Source organism: bacterium, assembly GCA_037128595.1.
In the GTDB taxonomy this organism is placed as follows: domain Bacteria; phylum Verrucomicrobiota; class Kiritimatiellia; order CAIKKV01; family CAITUY01; genus JAABPW01.
The window spans coordinates 76,170-88,841 of record JBAXWB010000018.1 but is presented as its reverse complement, the minus strand read 5'-3'; the positions used below and the strand labels follow the sequence as shown (position 1 = coordinate 88,841).

Below are 12,672 nucleotides of genomic sequence, written 5' to 3'. Positions count from 1 at the left end.
GGGTCTTGCTGTAGTCTGTTGAGTAAGAATAAAAACAAGATTTACTCACGCGAAGCCTGAGCCCCTTAAGAATGGAGCATTGAAGGAGATACCTTTAGCAGGCAGAAAAGAGAATCCAACATGGATATACAGGATTTACAGGATACAGAGGTGGGGTTTTGTTTTTTGAATGATCCTGTTTATCCTGTACATCCATGTTAACCCTTTCTGAGTCCGTTTCGCTAAACCCAATTAACAGAGGAGGACTGAATGAAAAATCGAGGATTAGGTGCGGTGGTGGCCGGGATGCTGGTGGCTTGCAACGGGTTTGGTGCCTTTCAGGTCCCCCCCCTTCCTTATGCTGAAAACGCCTTGGAACCGGTCATTTCGGCGCGGACCATGAGCTTTCACTATGGCAAACATCATAAAGGGTATGCCGACGCCTTGAACAAACTGATTGCGGTCTCGGAACTCGAGTCGATGCCATTGGTGGAGGTCATTAAGGTTACCACCAACTCCAAGGACAAGGATGGCCCTGCAATTTTCAATAATGCCGCGCAAATATGGAATCATACCTTTTTCTGGAACAGCATGAAGCCAAACGGCGGGGGAAAGCCTTCGGGCGTGTTGGCGGAGATGATTGTGAAGTCGTTTGGCAGCTTTGAGAAGTTCCAGGAAGCCTTCACGGCCGCGGCCGTGGGTCAGTTCGGGAGCGGATGGGTCTGGCTGGTGGTGGAGGGAGAGGGGCTGAAGGTGATCCGGACGTCAAATGCCGATACTCCGGTGGCGCATGGTCAGAAGGCGTTGCTGTGTTGCGATGTCTGGGAGCATGCCTATTATCTCGACTATCAGAATCGCCGGAAGGATTTTGTGACCGCCTTTCTGGATAAGCTTGTGAACTGGGATTTTGCAGCCGCTCAGTTGAAGGAGTAAGGATGATCACAACCCCCGATATTACGCAGAACGAAACGCTGCAGACCATCCGCGACCGGCGCAGCGTCCGCCTGTTTACTGATCAGCCGGTTCCTGAAATGCATCTGCTGACCATTCTGGCGGCCGCGAACAGGGCCCCTTCGGCCCATAACCAGCAATCCTGGCGTTTCATCGTGTTGCGCGATGCCAAAAAGGCCGCGCTGGCTGATTTGGTGAATAGCCATGCAGGCGCGTTCCCGCGGCCCTCCTGCGCCTTGCTCCGGATGGCTTCACGCACGATTCTCAGTGCCCCGGTGGTGATCGCGGTGGCGAACACCGGGGAACTCATCCGGCATGGCTCGGATTTGTTCCAGGTCAAGCGGCCCGAGGAAGTCGATTTCTTCAGGACCATGGAGATTCAGAGTTCTGCGGCGGCGGTTCAGAATTTACTGCTGGCCGCCACCTCGGTCGGGATGGGAACCGTATGGCTCGGTATTTTGTACCTGATCAAGCATGAGGTGCTGACGTTCCTCGCAGAGCCGGAAGGTGAATTTATGGCGGTGATCCCCGTGGGTTACCCCGCCCGGATCTCGGCTGGCCCCAAGAAACGGCCCCTGGCGATGTCTATCCGCTATATGGATGAAGCGGTTGGGTGAGCGTGCCAGAGAAAATGTGTTGAATATGAAGAAGAATTTATTGAAGAACATCCCGCATGCCCTGCCTGAAGAATTTATTGAAGTCATTTGTCAGTCGGGGGGGATGTGGGTTGAACGGATTGTGTCCCGGGGCCACTCCTCGCCGGACGGTTTCTGGTATGATCAGGATGATCATGAGTTTCTGGTGTTGATCAAGGGCCGGGCCTGCCTCAAGTTCGAAGGGCACCCTGAACCGATGGTCATGGAGCCCGGGGACTGGATCAATATCAAGGCCCATGAACGGCACCGGGTGGAATGGACCGCGCCGGATGAGGATACCGTCTGGTTGGCGGTGTGTTACCAGTAGATGTGAAACGTGAGATGTCAGATGTGAGATGTGAAATGGGAAAGAAGGAATAATATGGGCTCACCTTTGTTGGATGCATTGTTGGCGGATATTAAAACGGCGATGAAGTCGCAAAATCAGGGGCTGTTATCGGCGTTACGGATGTTGCACTCCCAGGTGAAGGATGCGACGGTGAATGTGGGAAAGGAACCGTCGGATGAGACGGTGGCCACCATCGTGGCCAAGGCGATTAAACAGCGGCAGGACTCGGTGGAGCAGTTTAAGGCCGCCGCCCGCCAGGATCTGGCGGATAAGGAACAGCAGGAGATCGAATGGTTCCGTAAGTATCAGCCCCAGCAGCTGGGACAGCCTGAAATTGAAGCCTTGGTGAAAGCGATCATCGCCGAGACCGGTGCCAGCGGGAAGAAAGACCTTGGCAAGGTGATGCAGGCGCTGATGCCAAAGGTCAAGGGCCGTTCCGACGGTAAACTTGTCAATCAGGTGGTCCTTGCCCAGTTGGGGTAAGCGGGGAAGAATTCAGAAGTCGGGAATCAGGAGCCAGAATGAATAGTGTCGCCTCTGTGTTAGCGTTGTCCGCTGTCCTGTTGCTGACCGATGCGTTCGGAGCTGACTCCTCGCCGGTGGCGGTAAAAGGCGATTCGTTTGAGCAGGTGATTCAGAAGCTGGGGCCACCTAAAGGGCAGGTCAAGGGGGGGCAGCGGACGACGTATTACTATGACCGCGGGACCGTGGATTTCATGACGGGCCGGGTCACACGGGCCTTTCTGGTTACCGCTGAAGAGGCAAAAGAGAAGATGGCCGCGCGGGAAAAAGAGGAAGCGGACATGCGCCAGCGGGCGGAGGCGGAACGGATCCGGGTGGCGGCGGCCGGCAAGGCCCAGCTTGAGAAGATGCTCTCGGACAAAACCTTTACCAACTCCCCGCCCGGTGTCCAATTGGCCTATTGGGAGGATTTTCAGAAACAATACCCCGGGATTGATGTCAGTACCCCAGTGTCAAAAGCAAGGAAAGAACTTGATGTAGCCTCGCAGGAAAACGGGCAGGTCAAGGAGTTGCTTGCGCTCAATACCCGGGCCGCGGAGATTGAAAAACGCTTCCAGCAGCTGAATCGGGACTATGCCGCCTCACTGGCCAACTGGAAGCGGGTGGAAATTGATCAGGAACGGGCCAAATTGACCCGGGAACTTAACGGCATCACGGACCGGGTGGCGCAGATGTTGAAGTAGGGTTGGCAATCGCTTCCAGCTTCTCCCATTGGCGATAGGCGGTCTGAAGGGCGGTGGCCAGGGCTTCGGAGCGTTCTGTGACCTTGGTGATTTCTGCTTTTGGCTTTCTGAAAAAAGCCGGATCAGCCAGACAGGCATGCCATTGGGTCTGTTCTTCCTCCATGGCTTCGATTTTCCCGGGCAATTCATCCAGTTCCTTGCGCTCGCGGAAGGTCAGTTTGCGCTGGGCCATGGGCTCTGTCTTAAGGGGCCCCGGTTTGGCGGCCGGCTCAGCTTCAGGCGGGAGCAGGCGCTTGGCGGCCCAGTCATCATACCCGCCCACGTATTCGTTAACAAACCAGCCGTCATCCGGCTTCAGCCAGATATCATTCCGGCCCGGTGGATGTTTTTCGAAAGCCAGTACACTCGTGACCACATTATTTAAAAAGGAACGGTCATGGCTGACGATGAGAACGGTTCCGGTATAGGCGGCCAGTTGTTCTTCAAGCAACTCCAGCGTGTCGAGATCCAGATCATTGGTGGGCTCATCCAGGACCAGCACATTGGAGGGTTGCGCAAACAGACGTGCCAGCAAAAGCCGGTTACGTTCCCCGCCCGACAGGACGGATACCGGCTGTCGCGCCCGGTCGGGGGTGAACAGGAAGTCCTCAAGATACCCCATGACATGGCGTTTGACGCCCTGCATCATGATGAATTCCTTGCCCTGGGCAATGTTTTCGGCCAGTGACTGGGTTTCATCCAATTGGGCGCGAAGCTGGTCGGAATAGGCGATTTGCAGGTTGGTGCCATGTGCAATTTTGCCGGAGAGCGGCGTGAGTCCGGTGCCGCTGGGTTCAAGCAACAGGCGAAGCAAGGTCGTCTTGCCGCATCCATTGGGGCCGAGAATCCCGATCCGGTCGCCGCGGGTAATGACCTCCGTGAAATCATGGATCAGGGCACGGTTGTCATAGCCGAAGACAACGGACTCGGCCTTCAGGACAATCTGGCCTGTCCGGTCTGCTTCCTGAATCGCCATCTGAACGGCGCCGGTCCGCTCGCGTCGCTGGCGGCGTTCCGTGCGCAACGCTTCCAGGGCCCGGACCCGGCCCTGATTACGGACCGTACGTGCCTTTACGCCTCGGCGGCGCCAGGCTTCTTCCTTCTCCAGCCGCTTGTCAGTACGCTCCCATAACAGGGCTTCCGCCTGGAGGGTCTCCTCCTTACGTTTCAGGAACGTGTCATAGTCACAGCGCCAGTCAACGAGATGGCCACGATCAAGTTCAACCACACGTGAGGCGATGCGCCGCAGGAAGGCCCGGTCATGGGTGATGAAGAGGAACGTCCGGCAGTGGCGCAGAAGGTACCCTTCCAGCCAGGCAATGGAATCCAGGTCCAGATGATTGGTCGGTTCATCCAGAAGCACGACGTCGGGTTTGCCCAGGAGGGTGCGGGCGAGGAGCACACGGCGGCGGGTTCCCCCGGAAAGGGTTTCGAAATGGACCTCGGGATCCACTTGCAGGCGGGTCAGGATCTGTTCGGCTTCCAGCGCGTCACGATGATTATCCAGTGCGTCGGGATCAGGGCAGACAATGTCAAGGACCCGTCCGGTCAGGTGGAGCGGGACTTGCTGGGGGAGCCGGCTGACGCGGGTCCCGGGGGGCTGGATGACTTTACCCAGGTCCGGCTTGGACTCCCCGGCGAGAATACGGAGCATGGTGCTTTTGCCCGCCCCATTGGCTCCTAACAGGCAGATGCGATCTCCTCGCTCAACATGGAACTCCACATTATCCAGCAACGGAAGACCGCCATAACTCACGCTGACATCTTTTAAACTTAATAAGGCCATAGGGGGGTATCTTTCAAAGGGCGACACTATGGGGAATCTGCGCCAGTTTTTCAAGCGCGCTTCTGTGCATTTGTCCTACACCCCTGCGGGGGGAGGTGATAGACTGAACGTTCACAACGACAGGAGATTCAGGTTATGATGCGCCAGATATGCTGGATTGAAAAAAATGCGGATGGAATCAAGCGGGACGTGCGGTGGTCAGTGGAACGGGGCAAGGTCAGTTGGCAGTTCAAACTGGCCACTGAAGAACGCTTCGACTATACCACACCACCGACGCGTGAAGATTGGGAGAACTTTATTGAGCGGATGGAGGCGCGTTATCAGCGCCGGAATATCTCCTTCGACGACTTGCAACTTGCCCGCACGGCCATGAAAAAGGCGCTGGGAGAGTCAGCGGGCAGTGGACAGTAAACAGTGGGCAGCGTGATGAAGAGCGGAACAACAGAGCGTCCCTTCTGGAAGCGCAAGGCGCTGGGGGCGATGACGCGCGCGGAGTGGGACTCCCTTTGCGACGGGTGCGCCCGATGTTGTGTCATCAAGTATGAAGACCCTGACACCTTGAAGGTCCATTACACCAAGTGGGCTTGCCGCCATCTCGATCTTGAGAGCTGCCGTTGTGCCTGCTATGGCACCCGGAAGAAACGGATGCCGGAATGCGTGGACTTATTCCGGTGTACCCCGGAGACGCTGGCCTGGCTGCCGGCCAGCTGCACCTACCGCCTGTTGACCGAAGGGCATGATCTGCCGTCGTGGCATCCGCTGATTACTGGAAATCCGGACTCCACCTGTCGGGCCGGGATGTCGGTGCGAGGCCATGTGATTCCTGAGCCGGTTGGTAACTATGAATAAAAAGAAGCTGTGGGCAAAAGGCATAGTACTGGTGGCGATTGTGGCGGGATTGGCCTATGTCACGGTAATGTATGCCGCCCCTTTAACCCGGTTCCTCAGCAATGCAAATAAGGTGGGGGACTACCTTGCCTCCTTTGGCATATGGGGTGCGGCAATATTTGTCCTGTTTCAAGCGGTGCAAGTGGTGATTGCCCCGATTCCGGGCGAAGTGACCCAGTTTGCCGGCGGGTTTATTTATGGAACCATCCCGGGCACATTATTCTCAATGATCGGAATTTTGATGGGTTCAGTGGTCGTATTCGCCCTGGGGCGCTGGTTCGGCTTGCCTTTATTGCAAGTGATGATGCCTGCAAAATCTTTCGATAAATTTGGATTTCTGCTGAATCATCCTAAAACCGAGTTAATTATTGTGATGTTGTTCCTTATTCCCGGCAGCCCCAAGGATATCCTGACCTACATTGCCGGACTGACGCCGGTCAGGCCGCTCCATTTTTTTATCGCCGCCATGGTCGCCCGGTTCCCCGGCATTCTGCTTTCTTCTTACATCGGCGCCCATGTGGAGGCCAAGGCCTATGGCCCCGTCATTGCGGCATCGGTCATCGCCCTGGGCTTGTTCGTTGCGGGAGTGTTGATGCAGGACCGGATGGTCCGGTTGGTTCAACGACGTAAGGAAAAGTCAGGGAGTGGCGGCTAAAGGTTTGACCAAGGCGGGATCGAGCAATACGCCCTGCGATTGAAGCTGCTGCTGCAAGGCTCCGATATCCAGCGCCTGAACGTTGGAGTGTGTCGTTCTGACCGCGAGCGCCGCGGCCGTGCCTGCCGCTTCCCCTGAGACCACGCAGGTGGGGATGGCACGCGTCACATCCCATACCGTGGTGTCGGCGGAAATGCACCGTCCGGCCACGAGAAGGTTGGGGGTGTGGGGCGCGCAGAGGGTTCGCAAGGGCAGGGCGTATACCGGGCCGGCCTTCCGCCAGTCTCCCGTCAGCCCGATGGTGTCATCAAACCAGTGATGCATATGCTGTTCGCCAAGGGAAAACGGGCCGGCCAGACGCCGCGTCATACGAAAGCAGGCGATAGTGGCCGGGGTGATAAGCTGCACGTCCTCTTCGGGGTGCAATTCGCGGAGTTTGGCCAGTTTGGCACGGGCCAGTTCGCGGGATTTTAAGATATGACCGGTTACCTGCTCGCCATCATCGCCCCTGAAGAAGGGGCCATGGACCCCCTCTTGCGTGCCGTAGGAATTGTAAGGATTTGAATGCGCATGTCGCTCAAGCTGACCCTTTTTGAACGTATAATACCAACCGCAGGGGACGTTGGAATTCAACGACTCGGTTCTTTCGCCGGCCAGGAAACAAACGTCGGCATCACCTGTGGCATCCACGACCGTGCCGCAGGCAAGGGCAAAGCGACCGGATTTGTTTTCAACAATGAGGTGCGAAAGACCATTGGCCTCGCGGCGGATGGCGCAGAACCGGGTGTCATACATGAGCTTTACGCCCGAATCCACCACCAGTTTTTCAAGGGCAAAGAGGTAATCGGACGGATTGAAATCGGTCTGATAGCGAAGCTGCTTCCGTTCCGCCACCTTACCGCCCGGACGCCAGCAGGCCGGGATATTGACGAATTGGGCGGTCGGATTGTCGTTTCGCAAATTGGCGACTGAGAGTTTCAGCAGTTCTTCACCAAGCCCGCCGATCACTTGGCGGCCATGGCCATCACAAATCGGTAACCAGGTCGTGACGTTACCCAGGGTGGCGAGTCCACCTAGTGCGCTTTCCTTGTCGATCAGGCAGACCGTGACAGAGTTTCGTGCGGCCGCGACGGCGGCCGCCACGCCGGCAATTCCGCCGCCCACCACCACCACATCAAACCTCCCTGCAACAGGGAGGTCACGTCCGGGTTCATGTATTGAGGTTGTCATTTGTTGATCAGGTTAAATGAACTAAAGGGGGAGGTGCAAGTAAATCTGCTGGCTCAAAAGGAGCGGGCGGCCTACTATTCACGACTGATTCGAATATAACAATGCAAGGAGCGGACGTATGGCGAAATTCATTTGTATGACTGCGGGAGTGTTGCTCGGAATGGTGGCTATCGGACAAGCGGAGCCCACCCTTGCTCCGGTCTTTACCGACAACATGGTCCTCCAACGGGAAATCGCTGTCCCCGTCTGGGGTAAGGCCGAGCCGGGGGAGCGGATCAGCGTGTCTTTTGCCGGACAGATCAAGGAAACCCAGGCGGCCGCTGATGGCCGCTGGATGGTCAGGCTCGCTCCCCTTAAGGCCTCCCACAAGCCGGCTGAATTGACGGTGAGCGGCAAAACGGGGATCACCCTGAAAAACATTCTTGTCGGCGAGGTTTGGCTCTGCTCTGGGCAAAGCAATATGGAGATGGGCGTGGGTCAGGTGAAGGAGGCGCTGAAAGAGATCGCCACGGCGGATAAACCTGAGATCCGGTTTTTTATGGTTCCCAACTCCACGGCGTTCGCGCCCAAGGGCGAGATTGAGGGGGCTGCCTGGAAAGTTTGCGATCCCGCCATCATCGCTCAAAATGGCTACGGCTGGGCCGGCTTCTCGGCGGCAGGTTACTTCTTCGGCCGGGAAATTAACAAAGAACTGGATGTGCCGGTCGGGCTGATTGAGTCGGATTGGGGCGGAACGCCGGCCCAGTCCTGGACGCCGATCGAATATCTCCAGGCCAACCCGGTGCTGGCGCACTATGTAGATGAGTATACGAGGGATTGCAATATTCCGAAGGCGGATCTTGCCGGGCTTGAAAAACAACGTACTGCCATCATCGCGGAAATGCAGAAACGGGCAGTGGACCCGGGTAACAAGGGGGAAGCCGCTGGCTGGCAGAATGAGGGGGCCGACCTCGCCGGCTGGGATAAGGTCAAGGTGCCGAATGGCTGGTTCCCGGATAAAACAATCTACGGGTCGGTCTGGTTCAGGCGTGACGTCGACGTCCCTGAATCCTGGGCCGGCCGGGATCTGGTGTTGAACCTGGGCCTCGTCGACGATTTTGATACTACCTATTTCAATGGCCGGAAGATCGGGGCCATCGGCAAGGACACTCCCGAGTGGTGGACCGTCAAGCGCTGCTACAAGGTCCCAGGCACGCTCGTGAAGGCGGGCCGGAACACCATAGCGGTGCGGGTATTCAATGACTATATGGGGGGCGGTTTACCATCAGCTCCTGAAACTTTTGTCCTGGCGCCGCCGGTTGGTGCGAATGAGGAGTCACTGAAAATTGCGGGGGAATGGTTCAGGAAGATCGAAGACGGGAAAGCCTTCCCCATCTTGCCGGCGTTTCAGAACTGCCCTTCCTGTCTATACAACGCCATGATTGCGCCGTTGATTCCCTTCGCCATACGAGGGGCCATCTGGTACCAGGGCGAGTCCAACGCCGGAAACGCCCATGAATACAGCACTCTGTTCCCGACCATGATCAAAAGCTGGCGTGACCGGTGGGGCCAGGGCGATTTCCCGTTCTACTTCGTGCAACTTGCGAATTTCATGCCGGTTAAGGATCAGCCTTCCGACAGTGCCTGGGCCGAACTCCGTGACGCCCAGCGCCAGACCCTTGCCACATTCAATACTGACATGGCGGTCATCATTGATATCGGGGATGCAAAGGATATCCATCCGAAAAACAAACAGGAGGTCGGGCGCAGACTGGCCCTGAATGCCCTGGCCAATACCTATGGCCGGAACGTCGAATCCTCCGGCCCCGTGGCCAGGTCTATGAAAATCGAAGAGGGGGCCATAAGGATCTTTTTTGATCATTGCGGGGGTGGGCTCAAGGCCCGTGACAGTAAAGTGGTCAAGGGGTTTGCCATCTGTGGAGCGGATCTGAAATTCGTATGGGCTGACGCCAAAATCACAGGCAATTCAATCATGGTATCCAGTCCTGAAGTCAAAGACCCGGTTGCCGTCAGATACGCCTGGGCGGACAATCCGGTCTGTAATCTCATCAACAAAAGCGGTCTTCCCGCATCGCCATTTAGAACGGACCACTTCAAGGGCATTACCGAGCGGTGAGGAGGAATCCCGCCAGTTAAGCGACCCTGTGTTCACCACTGAATGGTGAACAGGGGTTGGATATTTCTTCCTTCATTCCGGTTATGTTCTTCAGGAGGGTTCAGTCTCTGGCTGCGGTATTCCCAGGGGGGCATCGGGTGTTCATCCGCCCATAATCCTATCCGGCCCTGCCTCGCTTCTTTTTCCGCCTGGGCCAATTCCGTTATGCGGGAATATTGGCCTCTCCACGCATATCCTTCCGCCACCATTTCCAGATTTATCCAGCGTTCGCCGATAAAGATAAAGGCAAAGACATCCCCATATCGATCCTGGCGGACCACTCTTAAAGTGATTTCCCGGCCTGTGGTTTTATCCGCAAGAGCCTGTTTAGCCTTATCCCCAAACGCCTGATATTTTTCGGGGGCCTCAATTTCCGCCAGCGTTACCCTGAATTCGATATTGGAGTTATTGGAGGAGGTCAGGATTTTAATGGTCGCCCCATCAATGACCCCTATGACCTTGGCGGATAAGAGCTGTCCGCCTTGCACGATGGGAAGGGGCGGCTTGGATTGATCTGGCGCTTCAGGGATGGATGAGCAGCCATTGATGAGCAGAATTAGTGAGGCAAAGAATGGGGGGAACATCCAGCCCGTCATGATTCGCATTTTCATTCTTTTTCCGCTTTCCGTTTCGCGCACTTACCGGACAGACTTCCATTTCGTCGCCCAGGAATTTGCGGCTTTCAATTGTGCCTCGGATAATTCCTTCTCAAGGGGTGCCAGTCTTGAGGCGGCTTTATCATGTCCTCTATTTTTAGCCAATAGAAACCATCCATAGGCAGCCTGATGGTCTGGCTCAACCCCGATCCCTAATTCATAACATGCTCCAAGATCGTATGGGGCGTCCGCGTCTCCATGGCCCGCCGCTTTTTTGAACCACCCCACCGCCAGGGAGTCCTCTTTTTCAACCCCTCGGCCTTCGGCATAGGCCACCCCCAGGTAATATTGGGCCATGGCAAAATCCTGATCAGCCGCCTTCCGGTACCATTTCACCGCTTCAGCATAGTCGCGGTCAACCGTGGTTCCCTTCGCATAGGCGACTCCAAGATGAAATTGCCCTTCAGGATCCCCGTTCTCTGCTGCTTTTCGGAACCATCCCAGGGCTTCATCGTTGTTGCGGTCAACCCCCAGGCCTTGGCTGTAGATTATCCCAAGAGCGCATGGTGCCTTTGGCTGATTCTGGGCGGCTGATTTGATAAACCACTCCCTCGCCGCAGGATAATTAGTCGACACCCCTTGTCCATTCATGAGGCAGACACCGAGCTTGTATTGGGCATTCGCATCCCCCCGCTCCGCTTTTAACTGCCACCGTTGCACCTGCAGGGCGGTGGGAGTGGTCAGAGTGGCACACCCAAAACAAAAAAGGAGTAGGGTCAGGACTAAATCAAAGCCAATGAATGTATATTTTGATCTCATAAATAGGGTATTATAAAAAAATGGCAGAGAGAGGGGGATTATCAGTCAGTCTATCCCATGCAAAATGGGTTTTCTTTAACGGGTTTGGCCATGATAATCTCTCTTTGTGATGAATACGGTACTTTTTCATCTCGCCATCGTCAATCAAACACCATTATGGCTTTAGTCTCTATGCGGGCGAGGGGGTGCGCATGATGTTTGGAACCATGCAGACAACTGGGCTCTATCCGCCTCTCGCCTGATCTGCGGCTATTCGGGTATTCCCATCTGGCTCCCAACATCCGGCTGATACATGTCGGTTCGGATAATTGATATTGATAGCCAAAGACTTGTGAGGTGGGTGCCTATCCCTTGGTTTCCCCCCGTGAGAGCCCTGTTGTGTAGGCTGTCTGTGTGCCCTTCACTATTTCTGAGTTTAGGGTGTCCGATTGGGAAATTGACATAGGCGCTTCCCGAATGCTAGTAGTTATTTCTAGCCGAGGAGGAATGAGTGTTCGATGAATACGCTATTACATACGCCTTACCTCCACCCGCTGGGTGACCAACTCTGGGCGGGCGGTATTCTGGGTGGGCGGGCTTCGGATGTCACACCGATCTATATTGACCGATACGACGGGCCCCGTTCCAAGCGAGCCCTAGCTTCCCATAGCTTTTGGGAACTCGGTACGGTTCGATCAGGAGAAGGAATGCTCATTACCAGTACCAAGTTGCCGTTATGCCCTTTCCGGTCATTTCTGATTCCTGCCCAATTATCCCACACCGAGTTGGCCGAAAGTAACATCGACATCATTTGGGTCGGCCTGCGCGGTCAGGCGCTTGACCAGTGCCCGACGGGGGCTGTGCTTCATGTGGATGACCGCCAATTGACGGAATTTGTTGAGCGAATGTGGCTCTACGCGGAAGGGGGCGGATGCCTGGGTGTGGAACTGGACGGCATGACGCGTCTGGTAGTGGCTCGCTTGTTGCGCCTCTCGGGCAGCGATACGTCGCAAGTGTCAGCCGACCGTACCGAATCAACTATCGCTTACATCAATCAGAACTACAAACAGTGTGTCCGCATTGCCGATCTAGCCGCCCGCGCCCAATGCAGCGTCAGTTACTTACGCCGCACTTTCGAATCGCGCACCGGTCAATCTCCCAGCCAGTATCTGGCGTCGATCCGCATGCGACAGGCCCAGCGACTTCTGGAACACTCGGCGTTGTCGGTCGGGGAAATCAGTCAGGAAGTGGGTTACGAGGACGCTTTCTATTTCTGCCGTGTCTTCAAGCGACATACAGGCATGAGTCCTCTCCGCTTTCGGCAAAACAGCCACCGCGGAATGGCCATTCACACAGCATAATTTTTCCTCCAGTTGAGTTGCCGGATCTGGCATTCTGAGGGGCGC

General features: G+C 55.9%; 14 protein-coding genes. 10 read left to right on the top strand and 4 right to left on the bottom strand.

Going from position 1 to position 12,672, the window contains the following annotated elements; translation table 11 throughout:
* The first annotated feature begins 285 nt into the window (after positions 1 to 285).
* From WCS52_12255 to WCS52_12235, 5 genes are read left to right on the top strand one after another with little or no spacing between them, the layout of a single operon-like run.
* Positions 286 to 912 (top strand): superoxide dismutase, encoded by a 627-nt coding sequence (locus tag WCS52_12255; GenBank protein ID MEI6167959.1) that lies wholly within the window; start codon positions 286 to 288, stop codon positions 910 to 912.
* 2 nt (positions 913 to 914) lie between these two features.
* The gene (locus tag WCS52_12250) at positions 915 to 1,547 is read left to right on the top strand and encodes a nitroreductase family protein (protein MEI6167958.1); all 633 of its coding nucleotides are present in this window, start codon (positions 915 to 917) and stop codon (positions 1,545 to 1,547) included.
* Positions 1,548 to 1,572: 25 nt separating this feature from the next.
* Positions 1,573 to 1,893: a cupin domain-containing protein gene (locus tag WCS52_12245; protein ID MEI6167957.1), complete on the top strand. Its 321-nt coding sequence runs from the start codon at positions 1,573 to 1,575 to the stop codon at positions 1,891 to 1,893.
* A 54-nt stretch (positions 1,894 to 1,947) separates the two neighbouring features.
* The gene (locus WCS52_12240; GenBank protein ID MEI6167956.1) at positions 1,948 to 2,397 is read left to right on the top strand and encodes a GatB/YqeY domain-containing protein; all 450 of its coding nucleotides are present in this window, start codon (positions 1,948 to 1,950) and stop codon (positions 2,395 to 2,397) included.
* A gap of 38 nt (positions 2,398 to 2,435) precedes the next feature.
* Positions 2,436 to 3,119, top strand: a complete 684-nt coding sequence (locus WCS52_12235) for a hypothetical protein (GenBank protein ID MEI6167955.1) — start codon at positions 2,436 to 2,438, stop codon at positions 3,117 to 3,119.
* On the opposite strand, the gene WCS52_12230 is transcribed toward WCS52_12235, so the two are convergent.
* Entirely contained in the window at positions 3,088 to 4,944 is a 1,857-nt protein-coding gene (locus tag WCS52_12230) for an ATP-binding cassette domain-containing protein (GenBank protein MEI6167954.1), read from the bottom strand. The genes WCS52_12235 and WCS52_12230 overlap by 32 nt on opposite strands.
* Positions 4,945 to 5,079: 135 nt before the next feature.
* Between WCS52_12230 and WCS52_12225 the strand changes: the two genes are divergently transcribed.
* From WCS52_12225 to WCS52_12215, 3 genes are read left to right on the top strand one after another with little or no spacing between them, the layout of a single operon-like run.
* The gene (locus WCS52_12225) at positions 5,080 to 5,355 is read left to right on the top strand and encodes a hypothetical protein (protein MEI6167953.1); all 276 of its coding nucleotides are present in this window, start codon (positions 5,080 to 5,082) and stop codon (positions 5,353 to 5,355) included.
* A gap of 15 nt (positions 5,356 to 5,370) precedes the next feature.
* A complete protein-coding gene (locus WCS52_12220; GenBank protein MEI6167952.1) occupies positions 5,371 to 5,793 on the top strand; it encodes a YcgN family cysteine cluster protein in 423 nt (140 codons plus the stop codon).
* Complete coding sequence (locus WCS52_12215) at positions 5,786 to 6,487, top strand: VTT domain-containing protein (GenBank protein ID MEI6167951.1); 702 nt, start codon at positions 5,786 to 5,788, stop codon at positions 6,485 to 6,487. The genes WCS52_12220 and WCS52_12215 overlap by 8 nt, the downstream gene beginning before the upstream one ends.
* Here the strand turns inward: WCS52_12215 and WCS52_12210 are convergent.
* On the bottom strand, positions 6,470 to 7,717 hold the full coding sequence (locus WCS52_12210) for an FAD-dependent oxidoreductase (GenBank protein MEI6167950.1): 1,248 nt from the start codon (positions 7,715 to 7,717) through the stop codon (positions 6,470 to 6,472). The two genes, WCS52_12215 and WCS52_12210, sit on opposite strands and share 18 nt — an antisense overlap.
* Before the next feature lie 118 nt (positions 7,718 to 7,835).
* Between WCS52_12210 and WCS52_12205 the strand changes: the two genes are divergently transcribed.
* The gene (locus WCS52_12205; protein ID MEI6167949.1) at positions 7,836 to 9,833 is read left to right on the top strand and encodes a sialate O-acetylesterase; all 1,998 of its coding nucleotides are present in this window, start codon (positions 7,836 to 7,838) and stop codon (positions 9,831 to 9,833) included.
* Between the two features lie 32 nt (positions 9,834 to 9,865).
* Here the strand turns inward: WCS52_12205 and WCS52_12200 are convergent, their stop codons facing one another.
* Both WCS52_12200 and WCS52_12195 read right to left on the bottom strand, forming a co-directional pair.
* A complete protein-coding gene (locus WCS52_12200; protein ID MEI6167948.1) occupies positions 9,866 to 10,483 on the bottom strand; it encodes a thermonuclease family protein in 618 nt (205 codons plus the stop codon).
* A 27-nt stretch (positions 10,484 to 10,510) separates the two neighbouring features.
* Positions 10,511 to 11,287: a tetratricopeptide repeat protein gene (locus WCS52_12195; GenBank protein MEI6167947.1), complete on the bottom strand. Its 777-nt coding sequence runs from the start codon at positions 11,285 to 11,287 to the stop codon at positions 10,511 to 10,513.
* 497 nt (positions 11,288 to 11,784) lie between these two features.
* Here WCS52_12195 and WCS52_12190 point away from each other — a divergent pair, with 497 nt between their 5' ends.
* On the top strand, positions 11,785 to 12,627 hold the full coding sequence (locus tag WCS52_12190; protein ID MEI6167946.1) for a helix-turn-helix domain-containing protein: 843 nt from the start codon (positions 11,785 to 11,787) through the stop codon (positions 12,625 to 12,627).
* Positions 12,628 to 12,672 lie beyond the last annotated feature (45 nt).